Source organism: Roseivivax lentus (assembly GCF_900156805.1).
In the GTDB taxonomy this organism is placed as follows: domain Bacteria; phylum Pseudomonadota; class Alphaproteobacteria; order Rhodobacterales; family Rhodobacteraceae; genus Roseivivax; species Roseivivax lentus.
The window spans coordinates 321833-343202 of the sequence record NZ_FTOQ01000002.1 but is presented as its reverse complement, the minus strand read 5'-3'; the positions used below and the strand labels follow the sequence as shown (position 1 = coordinate 343202).

At 65.5% G+C, this 21370-nt stretch carries 22 protein-coding genes; 10 read left to right on the top strand and 12 right to left on the bottom strand.

Annotated elements, in window-relative coordinates; translation table 11 throughout:
* Positions 1-4: 4 nt before the first annotated feature.
* The 5 genes from ftsW to BW990_RS05230 all read right to left on the bottom strand — a co-directional run bounded on the left by ftsW (position 5) and on the right by BW990_RS05230 (position 5551).
* The gene (gene ftsW, locus BW990_RS05250; protein WP_076445716.1) at positions 5-1171 is read right to left on the bottom strand and encodes a putative lipid II flippase FtsW; all 1167 of its coding nucleotides are present in this window, start codon (positions 1169-1171) and stop codon (positions 5-7) included.
* A 261-nt stretch (positions 1172-1432) separates the two neighbouring features.
* Entirely contained in the window at positions 1433-2344 is a 912-nt protein-coding gene (locus tag BW990_RS05245; protein ID WP_234990166.1) for an ester cyclase, read from the bottom strand.
* 113 nt (positions 2345-2457) lie between these two features.
* Positions 2458-3414, bottom strand: a complete 957-nt coding sequence (locus BW990_RS05240; RefSeq protein ID WP_234990165.1) for an alpha/beta hydrolase — start codon at positions 3412-3414, stop codon at positions 2458-2460.
* A gap of 26 nt (positions 3415-3440) precedes the next feature.
* Entirely contained in the window at positions 3441-4193 is a 753-nt protein-coding gene (locus tag BW990_RS05235) for an alpha/beta hydrolase (RefSeq protein ID WP_076445710.1), read from the bottom strand.
* A gap of 92 nt (positions 4194-4285) precedes the next feature.
* Positions 4286-5551, bottom strand: a complete 1266-nt coding sequence (locus BW990_RS05230; protein WP_076445708.1) for an MFS transporter — start codon at positions 5549-5551, stop codon at positions 4286-4288.
* Positions 5552-5688: 137 nt separating this feature from the next.
* On the opposite strand from BW990_RS05230, the gene thrS reads away from it, so the two are divergent.
* The 5 genes from thrS to BW990_RS05205 all read left to right on the top strand — a co-directional run bounded on the left by thrS (position 5689) and on the right by BW990_RS05205 (position 10488).
* Entirely contained in the window at positions 5689-7638 is a 1950-nt protein-coding gene (gene thrS, locus BW990_RS05225) for a threonine--tRNA ligase (RefSeq protein ID WP_076445706.1), read from the top strand.
* 331 nt (positions 7639-7969) lie between these two features.
* Positions 7970-8269, top strand: a complete 300-nt coding sequence (locus BW990_RS05220) for a BufA1 family periplasmic bufferin-type metallophore (protein ID WP_076445704.1) — start codon at positions 7970-7972, stop codon at positions 8267-8269.
* Between the two features lie 58 nt (positions 8270-8327).
* Complete coding sequence (gene bufB / locus BW990_RS05215; protein ID WP_076445702.1) at positions 8328-9185, top strand: MNIO family bufferin maturase; 858 nt, start codon at positions 8328-8330, stop codon at positions 9183-9185.
* Positions 9182-9925 carry an HvfC/BufC N-terminal domain-containing protein gene (locus BW990_RS05210; protein WP_076445700.1) on the top strand — a complete coding sequence of 248 codons (744 nt, stop codon included), beginning with the start codon at positions 9182-9184 and terminating at the stop codon, positions 9923-9925. The genes bufB and BW990_RS05210 overlap by 4 nt, the downstream gene beginning before the upstream one ends.
* A complete protein-coding gene (locus BW990_RS05205; RefSeq protein WP_076445698.1) occupies positions 9922-10488 on the top strand; it encodes a DoxX family membrane protein in 567 nt (188 codons plus the stop codon). Before BW990_RS05210 ends, BW990_RS05205 begins: the two co-directional genes overlap by 4 nt.
* On the opposite strand, the gene BW990_RS05200 is transcribed toward BW990_RS05205, so the two are convergent.
* Together BW990_RS05200 and BW990_RS05195 are read right to left on the bottom strand one after the other, a co-directional pair.
* Positions 10489-10803, bottom strand: coding sequence for an ArsC/Spx/MgsR family protein (locus BW990_RS05200; protein WP_076445696.1), 315 nt, complete (start codon positions 10801-10803; stop codon positions 10489-10491). It abuts the gene before it with no gap.
* 42 nt (positions 10804-10845) lie between these two features.
* Entirely contained in the window at positions 10846-11751 is a 906-nt protein-coding gene (locus BW990_RS05195; protein ID WP_076445695.1) for a LysR family transcriptional regulator, read from the bottom strand.
* 96 nt (positions 11752-11847) lie between these two features.
* Here BW990_RS05195 and metF point away from each other — a divergent pair, with 96 nt between their 5' ends.
* Both metF and BW990_RS05185 read left to right on the top strand, forming a co-directional pair.
* The gene (gene metF, locus BW990_RS05190; RefSeq protein ID WP_076445693.1) at positions 11848-12717 is read left to right on the top strand and encodes a methylenetetrahydrofolate reductase [NAD(P)H]; all 870 of its coding nucleotides are present in this window, start codon (positions 11848-11850) and stop codon (positions 12715-12717) included.
* Between the two features lie 175 nt (positions 12718-12892).
* Positions 12893-13876 carry a type I glyceraldehyde-3-phosphate dehydrogenase gene (locus BW990_RS05185; protein WP_076445692.1) on the top strand — a complete coding sequence of 328 codons (984 nt, stop codon included), beginning with the start codon at positions 12893-12895 and terminating at the stop codon, positions 13874-13876.
* On the opposite strand, the gene BW990_RS05180 is transcribed toward BW990_RS05185, so the two are convergent.
* From BW990_RS05180 to BW990_RS05160, 5 genes are all read right to left on the bottom strand, one after another.
* A complete protein-coding gene (locus BW990_RS05180) occupies positions 13873-15123 on the bottom strand; it encodes a GNAT family N-acetyltransferase (RefSeq protein ID WP_076445690.1) in 1251 nt (416 codons plus the stop codon). The two genes, BW990_RS05185 and BW990_RS05180, sit on opposite strands and share 4 nt — an antisense overlap.
* Positions 15116-15301: a hypothetical protein gene (locus tag BW990_RS05175; protein ID WP_076445688.1), complete on the bottom strand. Its 186-nt coding sequence runs from the start codon at positions 15299-15301 to the stop codon at positions 15116-15118. Before BW990_RS05175 ends, BW990_RS05180 begins: the two co-directional genes overlap by 8 nt.
* Positions 15302-15434: 133 nt before the next feature.
* Positions 15435-15674 (bottom strand): DUF2842 domain-containing protein, encoded by a 240-nt coding sequence (locus tag BW990_RS05170; RefSeq protein WP_076445686.1) that lies wholly within the window; start codon positions 15672-15674, stop codon positions 15435-15437.
* A complete protein-coding gene (locus tag BW990_RS05165; protein WP_076445685.1) occupies positions 15671-16966 on the bottom strand; it encodes an adenylosuccinate synthase in 1296 nt (431 codons plus the stop codon). The genes BW990_RS05170 and BW990_RS05165 overlap by 4 nt, the downstream gene beginning before the upstream one ends.
* Before the next feature lie 102 nt (positions 16967-17068).
* Positions 17069-17557, bottom strand: a complete 489-nt coding sequence (locus tag BW990_RS05160; protein WP_076445683.1) for a cupin domain-containing protein — start codon at positions 17555-17557, stop codon at positions 17069-17071.
* A gap of 166 nt (positions 17558-17723) precedes the next feature.
* On the opposite strand from BW990_RS05160, the gene secG reads away from it, so the two are divergent.
* From secG to BW990_RS21245, 3 genes are all read left to right on the top strand, one after another.
* Complete coding sequence (secG, locus tag BW990_RS05155) at positions 17724-18104, top strand: preprotein translocase subunit SecG (RefSeq protein ID WP_076445682.1); 381 nt, start codon at positions 17724-17726, stop codon at positions 18102-18104.
* Between the two features lie 197 nt (positions 18105-18301).
* Complete coding sequence (locus tag BW990_RS05150) at positions 18302-19945, top strand: CTP synthase (protein WP_076445680.1); 1644 nt, start codon at positions 18302-18304, stop codon at positions 19943-19945.
* Positions 19946-20926, top strand: coding sequence for a hypothetical protein (locus BW990_RS21245; RefSeq protein ID WP_143526084.1), 981 nt, complete (start codon positions 19946-19948; stop codon positions 20924-20926).
* The last annotated feature ends 444 nt before the right edge of the window (positions 20927-21370 follow it).

The window sequence follows — 21370 nt, the reverse complement described above, 5'->3', positions numbered from 1 at the left end:
ATCTCTACCGCAGCCGTCCGCGCAGGATATCGCCAATCTCGCCCTGCGGGCGGGTCCGCGTGAAGGCCAAAAGCATGCCGACGGAAATCCCCATCGCGATCAGCGAAGATCCGCCGTAGCTCACGAAGGGCAGGGTCATGCCCTTGGCGGGCAGGAGCCGCACCGCGACCCCCATGTTGATCATCGCCTGAACGCCGAACATGCAGGCGAGCCCGGTGCCCGCGAGCCGTATGAAGGGATCGCGTTCCTTCATCAGGCGCAGCAGCGACCGGACGACGACGCTCGCATAGAGGCAGATGATGAAGAGGACAAGGACGAGGCCGTATTCCTCGGCGGCAACGGCGATGATGAAGTCCGTATGCGCGTCGGGCAGCGACCATTTCACCTGCCCCTCACCGACACCCACCCCGAAGAAGCCGCCTTCCTGGATGGCGTTGGTGGCGTAGCCGATCTGCGTGGTCGGGTCGATGTCGGGGTTCAGGTAACCGTCGATGCGGCGGGCGAAATGCTCGGAATTGTTATAGGCGAACATGCCCGCCAGCACGACCATCCCGGCCATGCCCAGCAGCAGGAACATCGGCGCGCCAGCGACGAAATACATCACGCCCCAGCCGAACAGGATCAGGCAGGCCTGACCGAAATCGGGCTGCATCGCCAGCATCAGCACGATCGCCATCACCAGGAAGAAGGACCAGAGCCGCCCCGGGGGGCCGCCGATCTCCTGGCTGGCGGCCATCATCCAGGCGGCCACGATGATGAAGGCGGGCTTGAGGAATTCCGAGGGTTGCAGCGACGCGAAGCCGAGCGAGTACCACCGCACCGCGCCCTTGCCGAAATCGGTTCCGAAGATCGGCAGGAAGGCCAGCGCCACGAAGGCGACGAGGAAGGCCACTACCGCGAGCCTGCGCACCAGAACCGGCGACATCAGCGACGTGACCACCAGCGCGATCAGCGCCACGGTGCCGAAGATCGCCTGCCGCTGGACGTAGTGGAAGGCCTCGAAGCCGTTCCGCTCGGCCAAGGGCGGCGAGGCGGCAAGGCCCAGAAGAATGCCGATCGCGAAGAGAATGAGAATGCAGGACAGCGACCACTTGTCGATCGTCCGCCACCATTTCGGCAATACCGGTTCGCTGTCGCGCACCCGGACCGTGCCGTACACCATCTCGGTCATGAAAACCGCCTGAATAACTGCCTCGAATGCCCGGTTGTCCGGGTCTGTCGCGGAGTCTAGCCAATTCATTGTGCCATTGCCAGAAAAACAACGCCTGCCTGCGCGGAGTCACCGGTCCGGCCCGAGCGGGGTGCATCGGGTCGGGGCAAGGGCCGAGATGGCGGGCAAAACGCGCGGGCTCAAGCGCCGCTCGGTCGGTCTTGCAGGCCCCGGCGCGGCCAAGCCTCGAACGCGCCGCGCGGTCGGCCTCTGGGTGTTGCCTCAGCCGGTCTGCGCCTTGATCTGCATCCAGATCGCACCGGGGTCGATCAGGGTCCATTCGCGGCGCAACCCGCCCGGGCCGAACTCCGCCTGGCTCATCCCCATCACGTGCACCTCGGCGCCGGTCGGTGCGCCGAACAGCCCCGGCCCGTCATGGCGTCCGTCGAGCGACCAGCGCAGGAAGGCGCGCGGCGGCAGGAGCGGCGTCTCCAGCCCGAAGCGGTGGCGGATCTTGAATTGCGCCGAGGGAAAGGCCGCCCGGAGGCCGAGCCAGAAGTTCCGCGCCCCGGCGCCGCCTCGTCGGATGACGCCGCCCGGCAGCGTGATCTCGGCGGCGGGGTCGGTCTGGCCGTCGAACAGGTCGAAGCCGCCATCCATCGCGCGCTCCAGCAGCGCGGCCCAGGCTCGGCCCCATTCGCTGCCGTTGCCCGCCGCGGTGTAGGCCCCCGGCTCGTCGATGCCCGGACGGAAAGGCGCGCTGTCGCGGTCGCCCCAGGCCAATCGCTCCGCCGCCCAGCGTTCGGGGTCGAGGCCGAGCGCCGTGAAGATGGCCGCGGTGTCGCGCAGGCGCCAGATCTCGCCGATCACCGCGCCCTTGGCGGCCACATCCATCAGAACGCGGTAGCCCACCGCGCGCCCGGTCGCCGGACCGTAAAGCCCGGCGCCGTCATGGACGCCCTCGCTGTAGAGCCTGAGCGCCCCGGCCCGCGTGCCGCCCGCAATCGCGGTCCAGCCCGCATCCTCGGTGAAGAGCCTGCGGCCCGGAAAGGCCGCCATGGGCTGCAGGGCCGCCGTGGCGATGGCGAGCCGCCCCTGCAGAAGGTGGTCGGGCCCCCGCAGGATCGCATCGGGATGCAGATGCGCCTCGAAGAGGTGGCCGAACTCCGCCCGGCCCCAGATCGCGTCGGTCACACCCCGCAGAGTGTCCGTGAAATCAACGCTTTGATCGCCCCAGTCTTTCACGCCGTCCCGCCTCGCCTCAGCTATTGCCGGACGGGTGTAGCGCAGGATTGGTTAATCGCGGCTTAATCGGCGCCGGGGCGCTCCGGCAATCCCGAAGCCCAGTCCGCGATCCGCTCCGCGACGGGCGCGGTCATCGCGGGTGACAGGATGTCTCCGGCGATCAAATGCGCCGAGGGCTCGGTCATGGCCGGATCGACGCGCATGATCTCCACCGGCCCGCCCCAGGACGCGGCCACCTGCCGGGTGACGCCCGCATCGACCACGGCATCGGTATCCGCGAAGATGAACAGCGCGGGCAATGCGATGTCGCGATGGGGCAGCGCACGCGCGGCCTTCACGCTTTCGGCCATCGGCAGAAGGGCGACGGTCGGGTATTCCGTGGTCCAATACGTCCCATGACCGTCGTTCTGCGGCGTGAAACGCCGCGTCTCGCCCGCGACGTAAGGCCCCCAATAGCGCACGCCCGGCCAGGTCAGGATCGTCGCCGCCGGGCTATTGACGCGAAAATTCGGCGAGACCAGCGCGATGCCCGCGACGCCTTCGGACAGGCCCGGATCATGCGCGGCCAGCACGGCCAGCGTTCCGCCCGTCGAGGTGCCCATCACCAGCACCCGCTCGCCGATGGTCCGCCCGATGGCCAGCGCCTCGGCCACGTCCGCCATCCAGTCCGGCAGGCGCGGCTCGGTCATGGCGGCGCCGTCGCGTCCATGGCCGCTCAGCCGCGCGAAATAGAGGTTCGCCCCCAGCGCCGCCGCAACCCGGTCGGGAACCGGGCGGATCTCTTCGGAACTGGCGGAGAAACCGTGCAGATAGACCACCGCCCATTCGGTCCGGGCCTCGGGCGGCCCCGCCCAGACCACGCGTTTGCGCGCCGCGTCCCGAAGATTGGCGACATCCACTTCGCGCGCGTCGAGATAGGGATCGACACCGTTCTCAAGCAGGCTGGCATCGAATGTGGCCGAAAGATCCGAAGGTTCATCCGGCGCCATCCACAGGGGGACCGCGATGACCGCCGCCATTCCGCACAGAAGTGACGCGGCCCATTTCATGCCGCGCTTGCCCGCAGCACGTCCTCGATGGCCGCCTCGATCTGGCGCAGGTTCGCAGGCTCCGAAAAGCGGTGATCGGCACCCTTCACGAGGCTCAGCCGCACATCCGGCCCGTCGATGTGATCGAGCAGCCGCAACGCGGTCTCACGCCGGACCGACGCATCCTCAGTGCCCTGCATCAGCCGCACCGGAAAGGGCATCGGCAGGGGCGCGCGCAGCACGAGATGCCGGCGGCCATCCTCGATCAGGCGGCGTGTCACGATATAGGGGTCGTCGTATTCCGAGGGCAGTTCGATCACCCCCTCGTCCATCAGGCGCGCGCGCTCGGCGGCGCTGAAACTCGCCCAGAAACCGTCCTCGGTGAAATCGGGGGCGGCGGCGATGCCCACGAGGCCCACGACCTCCGGCAACCGCTGCGTCATCAGCGCCGCGATCCAGCCGCCCATGGACGAGCCGACCAGAAGCACCGGACCGGGGACAGCGTGGCGGATCACCGCCTCGGCATCGGCGGCCCAATCCCCGATACAGCCGTCCTCGAAACGCCCTCCCGACTGCCCGTGGCCCGAATAGTCGAGCCGCAGGAAAGCCCGCCCCGTAGCCCGCGCCCAGGCCTCGAGATGAACGGCCTTGGTGCCTTCCATGTCGGATTTGTAGCCCGACAGGAACACGATGCAGGGCCCAGCCCCGTCGGTCCTGCAATAGGCAAGGTCACGCCCCTCGGGGCTGGCCAGTCGTTGGATATCGCTCATTGCCGCTGCCTGCATGCCGGAAAATCCCGCAGACTATGCCCAAGCGGCAGGCGCGGCGCCAGACCTGCGCGAGGGGGACCCTGCCGCCTTCCTCAGTCCTGCAGCGCTTCCACCTCGTCGAGGCCGATGGCCGTGATCGCGCCCAGGATCGACAGGACCGCGAAGCCCGCGAGCGCCGTCTCCGGGCTCAGCGTCGCCAGAACGCCACCCAGCGCACCTGCTGCCAGAAGCAATATGCCGATCGCGGTGTTTGCCAATGCCGCGTAGGAAGCCCGCTGATCCTCGGGCGCCATGTCCACCAGGTAGGTGGAGCGCCCGGATCTCACGCCCTGATAGGCGATCTGCAGGGCGAACAGGATCGCCGGCGTCACCCACAGGTTCGACGTGACGCCGAAAAGCGCCGCGACCACGGCCACGATCATCGCTGCGGCCCCGGACAGGCCCGCAAGGATCAGAACCCTGCGCGAGGACCGGTCGGACATCCGACCCCAGATATAGGAAGAGACGAACGCCGCCGCAGCCGAGGCCAGAAGAAGCGCGCCCAACTTCTGCAGCGCGCCGCCGCCGTCATCGAGCAGCACGAGATAGGGCGGCGCCAGCGCCGTCGCGGTCAGAAAGCCCCGCGCGGCGATGAAACGGCGGAACTGCGCGTCTTCCCGCAGCGGCGAGAAATCGAGGCCGCCGCCCTCGCCCGGCTCCGAGGGTTGTTCCTCGAGCCGCGCGAAGATCGCCGCCGCGACGATCCAGAGCACGGCAGCGATGCCCACCGCGATGGCCAGCGGCGTGATATCCCGCATCAGCCCCGACAGGAGCAGAAGCGCAAAGATCAGCACCGCGGCGGAAGAGGCCGATCCGGCCACGCCCTTGACCGCGCCGCGGCGGGTCTTCTTGACGGTCTTGCCGAGGATGTCCTTGTAACTCACCGAACAGGCGGCGCGGGACACCGCCAGCAGCGCCAGAAGCCCGCAGATCGCGATCCCGCCGACCCAGCCCTGCAGCGTCATCGCCACCAGCGCGATGCCCGCCGCCGACACGCCCTGCCCCAGCGATCCCGCGACCCAGATCCACTTGCGGTGCCGCATCGCCTCGACCGGACCGGCCAGCAGGACCTGCGGCAGCAGCGCCCCGGCCTCGCGGATCGGCACCAGCAGGCCCACGAGGGCGGCGGGCGCACCGATGGATTGCATGATCCAGGCCAGCACCAGTTTCGGAGAGATCAGCCCGTCCGACACCTTGGTCATCGACAGCGACAGCATGTGCCGCAACCCGTCGCGAGCCTCGCGGGCCGTGGCCGCGCCGCCATCGTCGGTCAGCGTGCCGTAGATATCTTTCGCGTCGGTATCCGTCACGTCGACCATGGTCCGTCCTTGCCAGCAATCACCCTATCAAACGCCCGGCTTGACAGCCGGTTCCCCCCCGGGCCATTCAGTCGCAGTACGACATAACCCGCAACCGGGCGTTCCGTGGGCGCCAAACCGACGAGGAGTGCTGGCCGATGGCCCAGATTTCCCTGACCTTTCCCGATGGCAATGCACGCGATTACGCGGCTGGCGTGACGCCGGCCGAAGTGGCCGCGTCGATCTCCAAATCGCTGGAGAAGAAGGCCATTTCCGCCAGCGTGGACGGCGCGCATTGGGACCTGCAATGGCCCATCGACCGCGATGCCGCCATCGCGATCCACACGCTTGCCGACGATGGCCCCGCGCTCGAGCTGATCCGCCACGACCTCGCGCATATCATGGCCCGCGCCGTGCAGGAGATCTGGCCCGACGTTAAGGTCACCATCGGCCCCGTCATCGAGAACGGCTGGTATTACGATTTCGACCGCGCCGAGCCCTTCACGCCCGAGGATCTGGGCGAGATCGAGAAGCGCATGAAGCAGATCATCGCCGCCCGCGAGCCCGTCCGCACCGAGGTCTGGCCGCGCGAGAAGGCCGTGGCGCATTACGAGGCCAATGGCGAGCCCTACAAGGTCGAACTGATCGACGCCATTCCGGGCGACGAGCCGCTACGCATGTACTGGCACGGCGACTGGCAGGATCTCTGCCGCGGCCCGCATCTGCAGCACACCGGTCAGGTGCCCGGCGATGCCTTCAAGCTCATGTCCGTGGCCGGGGCCTATTGGCGCGGCGACAGCAGCCGCGCGATGCTCCAGCGGATCTACGGCGTGGCCTTCAAGAACCGCGACGACCTCAAGGCGCATCTGCACATGCTCGAGGAGGCCGCCAAGCGCGACCACCGCAAGCTCGGCCGCGAGATGGATCTCTACCACATGCAGGAAGAGGCCCCGGGCCAGATCTTCTGGCACCCGAACGGCTGGTCGATCTACACCACGCTGCAGGATTACATGCGCCGCCAGCAGCGCGCAGGCGGCTATGTCGAGGTGAACACCCCGCAGGTCGTCGATCGCAAGCTCTGGGAAGCCTCGGGCCACTGGGACAAATACCAGGAGCACATGTTCATCGTCGAAGTGGACGAGGAACACGCGCGCGAAAAGGCGGTCAACGCGCTCAAGCCGATGAACTGCCCCTGTCACGTCCAAATCTTTAACCAAGGATTAAAGTCTTACCGCGATCTTCCCTTGCGTATGGCCGAATTCGGTTCGTGCAATAGATATGAACCATCCGGCGCCTTGCACGGTATAATGCGTGTCCGCGGCTTTACGCAGGATGACGCTCATATTTTCTGTAGAGAGGACCAGATCGAAGATGAAACCAAACGCTTTATCGACTTCCTATCAGAAATCTACCGCGACCTCGGCTTCGAAAACTTCCGGGTCAAGTTTTCCGACCGCCCAGAAGTTCGGGCAGGCTCGGACGAAACCTGGGACAAAGCCGAAGCCGCCCTCAAGAACGCCACGATTGCCGCAGGTAGTGAGTTCGAGCTGAATTCGGGCGAAGGCGCGTTCTACGGGCCGAAGCTGGAATTTGTTCTGACCGACGCCATCGGACGCGATTGGCAATGCGGCACGCATCAGGTCGATTTCGTTCTGCCCGAACGGCTTGATGCGACCTATATCGGCGCGGACGGGGCAAAGCACCGCCCCGTCATGCTGCACCGAGCCGTTCTCGGCTCGTTCGAGCGCTTCATCGGGATCCTGATCGAGGAACATGCGGGCAAACTGCCCTTCTGGCTCGCACCCCGCCAGGTCGTCGTCGCCTCCATCGTCTCCGAGGCGGACGAGTATGTGCACGAGGTCGTCGCCAAGCTGCAAAAGGCAGGCGTCCGGGCCGAGGCGGATACCCGCAACGAGAAGATCAACTACAAGGTCCGCGAGCATTCCGTGGGCAAGGTGCCGGTGATCCTCGCCATCGGTCATCGCGAGGTCGAGGAGCGGACCGTGACGGTCCGGCGCCTCGGCGAGAAGCAGACCGAGGTGCAGACGCTCGATGCGATCGTCGGCGCGCTTTCGGCAGAGGCCACGCCGCCCGACCGCCGCGACTGAGGCTCGCGAAAAGCTGTAACAATTCTGGCGCGCGCCGTGAGCATCCCTCCGGCGCGCGCTTCTTCATTGGGCCCCCCTGCAACATTCAAGCGCGGGAGGCTTTCCAATTGTTACAGAAACGCCCCCGCGGGGCGACCTAGGCGGAAAAAATCTCCAATAAAACCAATGCGAAACCTGTTCACGCCACCGTCCTTTGCAGGCGCAGAAGGATAAGCGCGGCGTGATGCACGGCCCTGTGAGTGGCGCGACCCGGTGCCGCAGGCCAAGCTGACCGGGACCCGGCGGCCCACCTGCCGGGCCTTGTGACACACAGCCAATGAGGTTCGACACGATGTCCACCACCATGAAGACCGCCGCCCTGATCGGCGCCGTCGCCGCCAGCTTCGCCGCCACCGGCGTGCACGCACAGGCCCAGGAAAAGTGCTTCGGCGTTTCGCTCGCGGGCGAAAACGACTGCGCCGCCGGTCCCGGCACGACCTGCGCGGGCACCTCGACCGTCGATTACCAGGGCAATGCCTGGACGCTCGTCGAAGCGGGCACCTGCACCGAGATCGAGCTGCCGCAAATGGCTGACGGCACGCCGCGCCAGGGCTCGCTCGAAGAACTCGACCGCGACCTGCCCACCGGCTGATCGCCCACGGGGCGGGTGACCGCCCGCCCCACCCAAGCTGCCGCAACCGGAGCCGATCATGTTCGATCACAGCCATTCCACCCTGCCCGCCGCCCCGGGCGTCGGCTTCAAGGCAAGCCATTTCGCCGCGCTGACCGCCGATTCCGGCCCGGTCCGCTGGGTCGAAATCCACGCCGAGAACTACATGGGTGCGGGCGGGCGGCCCATGGCGCAGCTCTCCGCCCTCGGCGAACGCTTCCCGATCTCGGTGCATGGCGTCGGCCTGTCGATCGGCGGCGAAGGCCCGCTTGATGCGGATCACCTCGCCCGGCTGAAACGCCTGATCGACCGGGTGCAGCCCGCCAGCTTCTCCGAACATCTCGCCTGGTCGAGCCACGACACCGGCTATCTCAACGATCTGCTGCCGCTGCCCTATACCGAGGCGACGCTGGACCGGGTCGCGGCCCATATCGACGAGGTGCAGGATCGTCTCGGCCGGCAGATGCTGCTCGAGAATCCGTCCTCCTACCTCGCCTTCGAGGCCTCCACCCTGTCCGAACCGGACTTCCTGCGCGCGCTGACCCGGCGCACCGGGTGCGGTCTGCTGCTCGACGTGAACAACGTCTTCGTGTCGGCCACCAATCTCGGCTTCGCGCCCCTCGATTACATCGACGCCTTTCCGCTCGACGCGGTGGGCGAAATCCATCTCGGCGGGCATGACGAGGATACCGACGATCACGGCGCGCCGCTGCTCATCGACAGCCACTGCCGCGCAGTCGCCGATCCGGTCTGGACGCTTCTGGACGCGGTGCTCATGCGCACCGGGCCGAAACCGGTGCTGATCGAATGGGACACCGACGTGCCCGACTGGCCGGTTCTGGCCGAGGAGGCCCGCAGGGCCGAAGAGGTGCTGTCCCGCCTCGAGGTGTCCGCATGACCCACGCCGCCCAATTCCGCGCGGGCCTGCTCGATGCCCGCCTGCCCGTGCCGCCGGGCCTGACCGACGGCCAGGGGCGCCCCGCTGGCCGAAGGTACGCGGTCTATCGCAACAACGTCGCGGTCACCCTCACGGAGGCCATCATCACCGGCTTTCCCGCCATCGCCTCGCTTCTCGGCGCCGACAACATGCAGCGCGTCGCCGGCGCCTTCATCCGGCAAGAACAGCCCCGGACCCCGATCCTGTCGCAATACGGCGCGGGCTTTCCGGCCTTCCTCGCGGAACAGGACCAGCTGTCCCACCTGCCTTATCTCGCCGATGTCGCCCGGATCGACCTGGCCATGCGCCTTTCCTATCACGCCGCGGATCACACCCCGCTCAACCCCGCGATCCTCGCACAACCGGACGAGGCCACGCTCATGGCGACCCGGCTCAGCCGCGCTCCCTCGCTCGAAACGGTGTCGTCGCGCTGGCCCGCCTGCAGCATCTGGCGCTACGCCATGGGCCGGACCGCCGACAAGCCCGCAGGGGAGGCCGAGGATGTGGCCATCCTGCGCGCGGAGTTCGACCCCGTGCCAGTGGTCCTGCCGACCGGCGGCCAGCGCTTTCTCGACGCCCTGCGGGCCGACGCGACGCTCGGCGATGCGATCGCGGCGGCTGGCGACGGCTTCGATGTCGCGGCCACGCTGACCCTGCTTCTGTCGCACAATGCGCTCGCCACGCCCCAGCCCAAAGGATGATCCCGATGCTCCGCGCGCTTCTCTTCGCACCGACCGACCGCAACGACCGATGGCTGCCGCTTCTGGCACGCTTCGTCTTCGCTGCGACGCTGCTGGTCTATTTCTGGAAATCCGCGCTGACGAAGCTCGATGGCGGGCCGTTCTCGCTGTCCACCGGCGCCTATGCGCAGATCTTCCCCAAGGCCTTCGAGGCGGTGGGCTACGACGTCAGCCAGTTCGGTATCTATCACTGGGCCGTGGTCATGGCCGGCACCTATGCGGAGTTCGTGCTGCCGGCGCTTCTGGTGCTGGGGCTTCTCGCGCGCCCCGCAGCGCTCGGCATGATGGGCTTCATCGTCGTGCAAAGCCTGACGGATCTCTTCGGCCATGGCGGCATCGCCCATGCCGAGACGCTGGGCGCCTGGTTCGACCGCGTCCCCGACGGCGTCATCCTCGATCAGCGTGCTTTCTGGATGCTGCTGCTCGGGGTGATCGCGGTGAAGGGGGCGGGTGCCCTGTCGGTCGACGGGGTCCTGGCCGGGGGCGCCGCGCAGCGGCGCGACGCCGTCGTTCCGGCGCAGTGATCAGACGCCCAGCGCCGCGCGCGTCTGCGCATCGAAGCCCAGATACATCTCGTCGCCCGCCTCGATCAGCGGTCGCTTCATCAGCGTGGGATAGGCGCCGATCAGCCAGACCGGCTCCTTCTTCCGCTCGCTCTCGGGCAGGTCGCGCCAGGTGGTCGAACGGGTGTTCAGAACACGGTCGCCGAACCGCTCCAGCGCCGCGGTCAGGACCGCGCCGGGCAACGCGTCCTCGCGGATATCGACAAATTCCGCATCGGGCAGCGCCTTGCGCGCCTTGCGACAGGTGTCACAGGTCTTGATGCCGTAGATCTTCATGGGGGCGGGCTCCTTTACTCCGGGTCGGCGGCAGGCCGCGCCTCACGCCGCCTGCAGCTTCGTTGCCTCAACGCGCGCCAGCGCGATGAGGTCCCGGACGAATCCCTTGTCCTCGTCGGCGATGCGGGTCGCGGCGTAAAGCCGCCGGGTGATCCCGGTCTCCGTCAGCGGCCGCGTGATGTAGTCGGAGCTGTATTTCACTTCCCGCACCACCCAGTCCGGCAGCACCGCCACCCCGCGATTGGAGGCCACGAGCATCAGGATCATCGCCGTCAGTTCCACCTGCCGGATCGCCGCGGGCTCCACCTTGGCGGGCGTCAGAAGCTGGCTGAACACGTCGAGCCGCGACCGCTCCACCGGGTATGAGATCAGCGTCTCGGTGCGGAAATCCTCGGCGATGACAAAGGGTTTCTGCGCCAGCGGATGCGCCGCGGAGGCAACGAAGACCGGGCTGTAATCGAACAATTCGGTGAAGGTGACGCCCGGCAGATCCTCCGGATCCGAGGAGACGACGAGGTCCACCTCCTCCTTCAGAAGCGCCGGCAGCGCATCGAAGGCAAGCCCGGGCCGGATATCCACGTCGACGTCGGGCCAGGTCTTGCGGAAGGCCTCGAGCACCGGGAAGAGCCATTCGAAACAGGCATGGCATTCGATGGCGATATGCATGCGCCCGGTCACGCCGCTGCGCAGCCCTTCGAATTCCGCCGTCAAGGCCTCGACCTGCGGCAGGATCTGCTCCGCCAGCCGCAAGAGCCGCAGACCCGCGGGCGACAGTTTCATGGGTTTCGAGCGGCGCACGAACAGCTCCACGCCCGCCTGATCCTCAAGCCCCTTGATCTGATGCGACAAAGCGCTCTGCGTGATGTTGAGCTGATCCGCCGCCCGGGCCACGCCGCCCGCATCATGGATCGCCTTGATCGTCCGTAGATGACGGAATTCGATGTGCATTCGCAGTCTCGTTCATGTTGTTCTTGAGTATTATGAGTTTGTTTCACAGTCCGTGACATGCGACAAGATCTTCATCGCCAAGAAGGATCCGCACAGATGACCCTCCGCCCCGACGTTTCGTTCGAATTTTTCCCCCCGCAATCGCTGGAGGCTTCGTTCCGGCTCTGGGACACGGTGCAGACGCTTGCGCCGCTCGGTCCGCGCTTCGTCTCGGTCACCTACGGCGCGGGCGGCACCACCCGCGAATTGACCCGCGAAGCCGTGGGCACCATCCACAAGCATTCCGGCCTGCGCACCGCCGCGCACCTGACCTGCGTGAACGCCACGCGCGAAGAGACGCTGGGCATCGCGCGGGGCTTCGCCGAGGTCGGTGTGACCGATATCGTCGCGCTGCGGGGCGATCCGCCCAAGGGGCAGGACCGCTTCGTGCCGACCGAGGGCGGCTTCCGCGACAGCTGCGAGTTGATCTCGGCGCTGAAGGAGACCGGCGATTTCACCATCCGCGTGGGCGCCTATCCCGACACCCATCCCGAGGCGCCGACCGAAACGGCGGATGTCGAATACCTCAAGCGCAAGTTCGATGCGGGTGCCGACGAAGCACTGACCCAGTTCTTCTTCGAGGCCGAGACCTTCTTCCGCTTCCGCGATGCCTGCGAGAAGGCGGGCATCGACAAGCCCATCGTGCCCGGCATCTTCCCGATCGAGAACTGGAAGGGCGCACGCCGCTTCGCCGAGAAGTGCGGCACGAAGATCCCGCAATGGGTGATCGACGCCTTCGAGACCGCGACCCGAGACAGCCGCGAGGACCTGCTGGCCACCGCGCTTTGCGCCGAGCTTTGCTCGGACCTGATCGATGGCGGCGTGGACAAGCTGCATTTTTACACGCTGAACCGGCCCGAACTGACCCGCGACGTCTGCTTCGCCCTCGGCGTGACGCCCGAGACGCGGTTGGAAAACGTCGCCTGACAAAGGCCGCGTCGGCAAAGTCGGCGCGCCGTCACCTCCGGCTATTCGCGGCCGCGGGCTGTGAGCGACTGACGCGGACCACGCGTGAAACGACCCACTGATCGGTACAATATTCCGCTTGCGAGCGGCCCGGGCACCGCGCATCCCTGTGCCAATCACGTCGCGGGAGGCCGGAATGCGCGTTGCCGTCAATGGGTTCGGACGGATCGGGCGCACGGTGCTGCGCCAATGTCTGACCATCGCAGATCACGCCGACATCGACGTGGCGCTTCTGAACGATATCGCGCCGCGGGCCGATTGCGCGTATCTCTTCAAGTATGACAGCGTCTACGGCCCCTTTCCCGGCGACATCTCCGCCACCGACGACGCGCTGGTGATCGACGGCGCGTCGATCCCCTTCACGCGGAAATCCGACCTCGCCACGCTCGATCTTGCCGATATCGACGTGCTTCTGGAATGCACGGGCATCGTCTCGACCCGCGAAGAAGCCGCGCGCGGTCTCGCGGCGGGGGCGACAAACGTGCTCATCTCGGGCCCCTGCCTCGAAGCCGAGCGGACCATCGTTCTTGGCGCCAACGAGGAGACGATGGGCGATGCGCGGATCGTCTCGAACGCGTCTTGCACCACCAACGCGCTGGCGCCGCTCCTGAAGGCGCTTGATCAAGCGGTCGGCATCCGGCACGGACACATGACGACGGTGCATTGCTACACGGGCAGCCAGCCCACCGTGGACAAGCCGCGCGGCCCGTTCGAACGATCCCGCGCCGCGGCGGTCTCGATGGTGCCGACGACGACCAGCGCCGCGACCCTGATCGACCATGTCCTGCCCGGCCTCGCGGGCCGCATCACCGGTGCGGCGGTGCGGGTGCCGACGATCAGCGTCTCCGCGGTCGATCTGGTCGTGCAACTGGAAAAAGCCCCGCCCGAGGGCGCGGATGCGCTCTTGTCGCAGATCGCCGCGCGCTCGGCCGTGATCGGCGCCACCCGCGATCCCTGCGTGTCGATGGATATGCGCGCCCGGCCCGAAAGCCTCGTCATCGCGCTGCCCGAGACGCAGGCCAGCGCGCCGGATCACCTGCGCATCTTCGGCTGGTACGACAATGAATGGGGCTTCTCGGCGCGCATGATCGACATGGCGCGCCTGATGGCCGCCCGCTAGGCGCCGGTCGCGTCCAGAAAAAGCCGCGCCGCCTGCGCCTCGTCATCGCGGCCCTTGCGCAGAAGGCGCGCGGCCTGCTCCTCCGCTTCCGGGCGGCAGGCGGGATCGAAATAGCCCCGCGCTCCCCGGCTGCGCCGCGAAATCCGCAGGTTTCCGACCCGAGTGACCTCTGCGCCGAAATGGAACTTGTAGGCCTCGTCGCCGTGACAGAAATCGTATTCGCTGAAGCCGTGCTCGATGGCCCAGGCGATCGACCGGGCGTGCAGCAGCAGCCCGACGGGCTTGTCGGCGGCATCCTCGTTGCGGCCCGCGACGATGAAATGCACCCGGTCCATGTCGTGATCGACCACGTGGCCCAGCGCCGCCAGCGGCGTGTCGCCTTCCCAGAGCACCGCGAGACACAGGCAATCGGTCTTGAAGGCGTTGGTCAGGATGGCACGGTAGTTGCGCGCGACGCGTCGGGCCTGTTCCTCGCCCTTCACCGGTGTCCATTTCTCCAGCCAGTGACCGACGAGGATATCGACGTCGCGCCGGACGGTCTCCGCATCGGAGAAGGTCACCCGCCAATCGCCGTTCCGGAAGTGGCGCTTCCACATGCGCCGCAGCTTCTGGCGCGTGTTCTTCGAGGCGATCCCGTCCCGGAAGGCCTCGAAATTGTCCGGCAGATCGACCCGCGGACAGGCGAGGTTGTCGACGCTGCCTTGGTTGATCCGGTATTCCGGGAACTCGACCTTGAAGGCCGCATCTTCCTTGAAGGCCGCGGCGAAACTGCGCAGACGGCTGTCGGTCGCCTCGTAGCGCATCTCGAACTGCACCCAGGGCATCTGCTTGATCGCCGCGCCGGTCATGCGGATCGCGTCGGAATCGTAATCGGGGTGGCAGAGCCATCCCACATATTCCGACCAGATCAGCCGCCCCGCCGGCCCCAAGATCGTGCGGAATTCGCCGCGCCGCGCGCTCCAATGCGTCTTGACCCGCAGCGGCAGGATGCAGACCGGGTCGGAGCCGCGGGCCGGATCGCGCACGATCAGCACGCGCCATGCGCCGGGATTGTCGCGGAAAACGCGATCGAGCCAGGACCAGCCGAGAAAGACGGTATGATGCGGATCGGCTGCCTCGAGCGCCTGCCAGCCGCGTTTCAGCGCCCGGAAATCCGCGTAATCCTCGATCACGGCGATCTCCAGCGCGCGCCGACCGAAGGTCAGGATCGAGCGTGACCCCCCGTAAACTGCACCACCATCAGGCATTTCGAGCCTCCATACATTTGAAATTGCAAAGGCATTTGCGAATTTCCGATGTCGGATTGGCCCTTTCGCCCGGCAGCGCACGCTTTGCGCATACCCGCACGGGGATGAACGGCAGCATCCCGACGGCCTTGCTGCCCGTCTGAAGCTCGTTCCCGGCGATCTCTGCCTGCCGCGTCATGCCGCATCTCTCCTGACATCTCCCGGCGAGCATGCGCGCGCCAAGCGGCAGGAACCGCGCGGAATTGCGGCAATTTAGGGGAATATTAAGCTTGGCGAACCAGATTGTTTCCAATTCCGGTCCGCAGGCTCGGTCAGGGCTGGTCGTCCCCGGCATCGGGATCGGGCTGGCCGACCCCCATGAACACCCATTTGAACGGCAGCGCCCAGAGAATGCCCAGCGCCGCGTAGATCAGCAGTTCCACGAGGATCGACGGCCGCTCCAGCCACGTCATGATCGAAACGGCGACCACCCCGTAGATCGGCAGACCCACCAGCAAAATCAGCAGCGCGAGGCGTTTCTTGGTCTTGTAGGGCAGCGTCTCTCTCCTCAATCGGCGAAGGGATCGGTCACGAGTATCGTGTCTTCCCGCTCGGGCGAGGTGGAGAGTAGGGCGACCGGGCATTCGATCAATTCCTCGACCCGGCGGACATACTTGATGGCCTCGGCGGGCAGATCGGCCCAGCTGCGCGCGCCCTCGGTTGAGGCGGACCAGCCCGGCATCTCCTCGTAGATCGGCGTGCAGCGCGCCTGTTGGTCGGCGGCGGTCGGCAGGTAGTCGTAGCGCTGACCGTCCAGATCGTAGCCCACGCAGATCTTCAGCGTCTCGAACCCGTCGAGCACGTCGAGCTTCGTCAGCGCGATGCCGTTCACGCCCGAGGTGGCGCAGGTCTGCTTGACGAGGCAGGCATCGAACCAGCCGCAGCGCCGCTTGCGCCCGGTGGTCGTGCCGAATTCGTGACCGCGTTCGCCCAGACGGTTGCCATCCTCGTCCTTTAGCTCGGTCGGGAACGGCCCTTCGCCCACGCGGGTCGTGTAGGCCTTCACGATACCGAGCGTGTAATCGATGGCCGAAGGGCCGAGCCCCACGCCCGTCGCCGCCTGCCCCGCGATCACGTTCGACGAGGTGACAAAGGGATAGGTGCCGAAATCGATGTCGAGAAGCGCGCCCTGCGCCCCTTCGAAGAGGATGCGCTTGCCCGCCTTGCGCTTTTCCTGAAGCACCTTCCAGACCGGGGCGGCGAAGGGCAGGATTTCATCCGCGATCGCCACCAGCTTTTCCAGGAGCGCGTCGCGGTCGACCGCGGCGATGCCCAGACCCTTGCGCAGCGCGTTGTGATGCGTGAGCGCCCGGTCGACCCGCGCCTCCAGCGTCGCGCGGTCCCCCAAATCGGCCACGCGCACGGAGCGCCGCCCGACCTTGTCCTCGTAGGCGGGCCCGATGCCGCGGCCCGTCGTGCCGATCTTGGCGCCGGGATTGGCGGCCTCCTCGCGCGCGCGGTCCAGTTCGCCGTGAATGGGCAGGATCAGCGGCGTGTTCTCGGCGATCATCAGCGTCTCGGGATTGATCTCGACGCCCTGTTCGCGCACCGTCGCGATCTCCTGCACGAGATGCCAGGGATCGAGCACGACACCGTTGCCGATCACCGACAGCTTGCCGCCGCGCACGACGCCCGACGGCAGCGCGTGCAGCTTGTAGACCTTGCCGTCGATCACCAGCGTATGGCCCGCATTGTGCCCGCCCTGGAAGCGCGCGATCACGTCGGCGCGCTCGCTGAGCCAGTCCACGATCTTGCCCTTGCCCTCATCGCCCCACTGGGCACCCACGACGACCACGTTTGCCATTTCGATCCCTCGCCCCGGCAGTTCAAACGGTGTCCTCTTATCGGGCGGGCGCGCGGGGGGAAACCGGGAAAAGCGCCGAAAGGCGCGATGACCGCGCCCGCCCTACTTTTTCGCGCCCGCCTGCGGGAAATCCAGCCTGTCCAGATCCGCCACCGCCCAGGGCAGGCCCGCGTTGCGGAAGATGCGCTTTCCCTGTTCGGGATAATCGCCCACGTCGTGGTCGAGCCGCTGCCCGATCACCAGCATCCGCAGCACGCTTGTGCCGGTATTCTCGATGTCATGCGCGAGGCCGCCCGCGGCATAGCCCAGGAAATCGCCGGGCCCGATGGCCTGCCGCGTCTCGCCATGACGCGCCATGCCTGTCCCCTCGAGGACATAGACGCATTCGTCCTCGACGTAATGGCGGTGATATTCGGTGCTGAGATCCCCCGGCGCCACTTCGATCAGGTGCACGCCAAGCCCCGTCAACCCGCAGGCATCGCCCAGCGACTTGTTCAGTCGCCGCGCGCGCGGGTTCAGGAAATGGGTCTTCTGCAGCCCCGCCATGGCGGCGATCTCGGCGGCAGGCAGATGCACAGGCTTCTCGGTCATGGTCGGGCTCCTTTCGGACGGCGCGGGACGGGCGGCGGCCGGTCGCGGGCGCCCCTGCCGCGAGGAGACACGACAAACCCCGCGCAAGGCAAGCGCGCCGGGTTGCGGGCGCCGCGCAAATCCCCTATCTCGCAACGGATCGCAGCCCAGCCACAAGCGGACCGACATGCAGAACGTCATCCTGATCGTGCATCTTCTCCTCGCACTCGCGCTTATCGGCGTCGTGCTCCTGCAGCGCTCCGAAGGGGGCGGGCTGGGCATGGGCTCGGGCGGCGGGGGCGGTGCGATGTCCGCACGCTCGGCCGGTACGGCGCTCGGCAAGCTGACCTGGGGGCTCGCCGCGGCCTTCATCGCGACATCGCTGACGCTGACGATCTTCGCCGCGCAGAACTCGGCCACGGGCTCGGTGCTCGACCGGCTGGGCGTGCCGGGGGCGGCCACGGACGACGATGGCACCGGGGTGCCGGGGCTCGACACGGACGGACTTCTGCCGCCGCCCTCCGCGGGCGATACCGGCGACGGTCCGCTGATCCCGCAAGCCGAATAATTCGGGGCCGGCCGGCCCACCACCCTTTGCGGATACGCAGAGCCCCGCAACAGCATCTTGCGGTTGGCTTGCCATGTTCATGCGAATCCCCTACGATCCAAATCCCGTGATGCTGCGGTCCGAGCGGGCCGTGGGTGGGGCGCGATCCGCCCTTCATCGCTCGACTGTATTGAGGCAAATCACGGGGTTCGCGCCATATGGCACGCTTTATCTTTATCACGGGCGGTGTTGTGTCTTCTCTGGGCAAGGGGCTGGCCTCCGCCGCGCTTGGCGCCCTTCTGCAGGCGCGCGGCTTCTCGGTCCGCCTGCGCAAGCTCGACCCCTATCTCAACGTCGATCCGGGCACGATGTCGCCCTTCGAGCATGGCGAGGTCTTCGTCACCGATGACGGGGCCGAGACCGATCTCGACCTGGGGCATTACGAACGCTTCACCGGGGTGCCCGCGCGCAAGACCGACTCGATCTCCTCGGGCCGCATCTACATGAACGTGCTCGAGAAGGAGCGCCGCGGCGATTACCTCGGCAAGACGATCCAGGTCATTCCGCACGTCACCAACGAGATCAAGGACTTCATCTCGATCGGCGAGGACGAGGTCGATTTCATGCTCTGCGAGATCGGCGGCACGGTGGGCGATATCGAGGGCCTGCCCTTCTTCGAGGCGATCCGCCAGTTCAGCCAGGAAAAACCCCGCGGCCAGTGCATCTTCATGCACCTCACGCTGCTGCCCTTCATCAAGGCCTCAGGTGAGCTGAAGACCAAGCCCACCCAGCACTCGGTCAAGGAATTGCGCTCCATCGGCCTTGCGCCGGATATCCTCGTCTGCCGCTCCGAAGGCCCGATCCCGCAGAAGGAACGCGAGAAGCTCGCGCTGTTCTGCAACGTGCGCCCGGACGCGGTGATCGCCGCGCAGGACCTCAAGTCGATCTACGAGGCCCCGCTCGCCTACCATTACGAAGGGCTCGATCAGGCGGTGCTCGACGCCTTCCAGATCACCCCCGCGCCGAAGCCGAACCTCTCGGTCTGGGAGGACGTGGCCGACCGCATCGCCAATCCGGAAGGCGAGGTGAATATCGCCATCGTCGGCAAATACACCCAGCTCGAGGACGCCTACAAATCCATCGCCGAGGCGCTCACCCATGGCGGGCTCTGGAATCGGGTGAAGGTCAACGTCGACTGGGTCGATGCGGAGATCTTCGAACGCGAGGACCCCGCACCGCATCTCGAAGGCTTCCACGCGATCCTCGTGCCCGGCGGCTTCGGAGAGCGCGGCACGGAAGGCAAGATCAAGGCCGCGCAATTCGCCCGCGAACACAAGGTGCCCTATCTGGGCATCTGCCTCGGCATGCAGATGGCGGTGATCGAGGCCGCGCGGAACGTGGCCGGGGTCAAGCGCGCGGGCTCCGAGGAATTCGACCACGAGGCCGGCAAGAAGCGCTTCGAGCCGGTGGTCTATCACCTCAAGGAATGGGTGCAGGGCAACGAGAAGGTCAACCGCCGCCCCGACGACGACAAGGGCGGCACGATGCGCCTCGGCGCTTATGACGCGGTGCTGACGCCGGGCAGCCGCGTGGCCGAGGCCTACGGGACCTTGACCATCGACGAGCGCCACCGCCACCGCTATGAGGTCGACATCACCTACAAGGAGGCGCTGGAGAAGGCGGGGCTCTGCTTCTCGGGCATGTCCCCGGACGGGCGGCTGCCGGAGATCGTGGAATGGTCCGACCATCCGTGGTTCATCGGCGTGCAATTCCACCCGGAGCTGAAATCGAAGCCGTTCGATCCGCATCCCTTGTTCAAGGATTTTGTGCGGGCGGCTAAGGATGTGTCGAGGTTGGTTTGAATGCCAAAACTTGTCGAATCGCTGCTTATACGAGGTTATACAAAAAATGATATTGGCGAAGAAGAATTTAGTGTATTAGAATCTTGTGTATCATGGATAGCTTTCTGTGAGCAGATTGAAGACAGCTTTGATGTTCTAGCTAAATCTTTCTTGGAGTTTGAAACTGATTTATTTAGCCTGTCTCTTGAGCACTTTTTCTCTGATATATCTTCACTAGACGATCATGAAAACGCATTTTCGGAAGGCCGGTCGCGAATTAGCCTCAGAGTTTTTTCTGTCTTAATGGCAGCAAAGAGTTACGAGGAGCGGGTTTATCGACTTGCAAAACTTCTTCCCAATAGTAAGGAGGTGCTTGTTGAATTCAAAAGTATATTCTCAAACAAGTTCGACAGTTTCTTCGAATATAGACTGGCTGATGCACTGCGAAACTTTGCTGCCCATGACTCCATGCCGTTATCAGGATATTCTGTCGGATATCGAATTGAGTCCGGTTCGACCCGCATAACAGAGGCGGACCCGAAGCGCCAAAGAAACTCGCTGAGTCCGTACTTAAGAGCCGAAAAGATTACTAACAGTAAAAAGATAAACAAAAAAATAATACGCGAGATTGAAGAGCAAGGATTTGAAAAAATAGACCTCAAGATACTTGTGAGAAGATATATTAGCTGCATGTATACAGCGCACTCAGAAGTAAGGCGAAACACAGAAAGCCTTATGGAGAAAGCATCAGTCGAGATAGAAAAAAGTCATGCCAGACTTGAAACGATCACTGGCAGGCCTTCAGATCATGCCTACGCAATCCGCGAGAATGACCAGGGTTCAGCTTTATATATATCAAGGCGCAGATGCCAAAATACTCACCTAAAGAGAAGCCGCTGGTCTCAACTTAACAACGCTCATTATCGATATATCTCCACTGGAATATATAAATCTGGAAAAACTCACACGAAAAATGAGAAAGAATTATATATTCCCGATTGATTTGAAGAGTCTCAGTCAGCAAGCTATTTAAAGCGTTGAAATGTGGAGCTATTTTGGCAGCATCGAATAAAACCAAAGGCGCCGGAACTGCGCCAAGCTGGAAGCATGCCTCTGGCATGACCCGGTCCCGCCGGTCTGGCGCATCCTCTCAGCCAGCGCCCCGCTCGACCAGAGCAATGACACCACAGCCATAAAGCGCCCACCACGACCCGAGCAGCGCCAGCCCCCCGGTCCGGCGCAGACCCGGCACCCCCAGCGTTGCGCGCGATGAGACGTCATCCTCGGGCTTGACCCGAGGACCTTTCCCCTCCTCGCGCGTCAAGTGACCGGAGATCCTCGGGTCGAGCCCGAGGATGACGACCCCCATGCGGACGGCGGCGCGCTTTGCCCGAGGATGACATTCCGCCAACCCGCTGTAGGGTGGGTGACACCCCACCACCCCGC

Coding starts and splice junctions, on each gene's coding strand:
- ftsW (WP_076445716.1), bottom strand. CDS start 1,171: ATGACCGAGATGGTGTACGGCACGGTCCGGGTGCGCGACAGCGAACCG.
- BW990_RS05240 (WP_234990165.1), bottom strand. CDS start 3,414: ATGGCGGCGGTCATCGCGGTCCCCCTGTGGATGGCGCCGGATGAACCT.
- BW990_RS05235 (WP_076445710.1), bottom strand. CDS start 4,193: ATGAGCGATATCCAACGACTGGCCAGCCCCGAGGGGCGTGACCTTGCC.
- BW990_RS05230 (WP_076445708.1), bottom strand. CDS start 5,551: ATGGTCGACGTGACGGATACCGACGCGAAAGATATCTACGGCACGCTG.
- thrS (WP_076445706.1), top strand. CDS start 5,689: ATGGCCCAGATTTCCCTGACCTTTCCCGATGGCAATGCACGCGATTAC.
- BW990_RS05220 (WP_076445704.1), top strand. CDS start 7,970: ATGTCCACCACCATGAAGACCGCCGCCCTGATCGGCGCCGTCGCCGCC.
- bufB (WP_076445702.1), top strand. CDS start 8,328: ATGTTCGATCACAGCCATTCCACCCTGCCCGCCGCCCCGGGCGTCGGC.
- BW990_RS05210 (WP_076445700.1), top strand. CDS start 9,182: ATGACCCACGCCGCCCAATTCCGCGCGGGCCTGCTCGATGCCCGCCTG.
- BW990_RS05205 (WP_076445698.1), top strand. CDS start 9,922: ATGATCCCGATGCTCCGCGCGCTTCTCTTCGCACCGACCGACCGCAAC.
- BW990_RS05200 (WP_076445696.1), bottom strand. CDS start 10,803: ATGAAGATCTACGGCATCAAGACCTGTGACACCTGTCGCAAGGCGCGC.
- BW990_RS05195 (WP_076445695.1), bottom strand. CDS start 11,751: ATGCACATCGAATTCCGTCATCTACGGACGATCAAGGCGATCCATGAT.
- metF (WP_076445693.1), top strand. CDS start 11,848: ATGACCCTCCGCCCCGACGTTTCGTTCGAATTTTTCCCCCCGCAATCG.
- BW990_RS05185 (WP_076445692.1), top strand. CDS start 12,893: ATGCGCGTTGCCGTCAATGGGTTCGGACGGATCGGGCGCACGGTGCTG.
- BW990_RS05180 (WP_076445690.1), bottom strand. CDS start 15,123: ATGCCTGATGGTGGTGCAGTTTACGGGGGGTCACGCTCGATCCTGACC.
- BW990_RS05175 (WP_076445688.1), bottom strand. CDS start 15,301: ATGACGCGGCAGGCAGAGATCGCCGGGAACGAGCTTCAGACGGGCAGC.
- BW990_RS05165 (WP_076445685.1), bottom strand. CDS start 16,966: ATGGCAAACGTGGTCGTCGTGGGTGCCCAGTGGGGCGATGAGGGCAAG.
- BW990_RS05160 (WP_076445683.1), bottom strand. CDS start 17,557: ATGACCGAGAAGCCTGTGCATCTGCCTGCCGCCGAGATCGCCGCCATG.
- secG (WP_076445682.1), top strand. CDS start 17,724: ATGCAGAACGTCATCCTGATCGTGCATCTTCTCCTCGCACTCGCGCTT.
- BW990_RS05150 (WP_076445680.1), top strand. CDS start 18,302: ATGGCACGCTTTATCTTTATCACGGGCGGTGTTGTGTCTTCTCTGGGC.
- BW990_RS21245 (WP_143526084.1), top strand. CDS start 19,946: ATGCCAAAACTTGTCGAATCGCTGCTTATACGAGGTTATACAAAAAAT.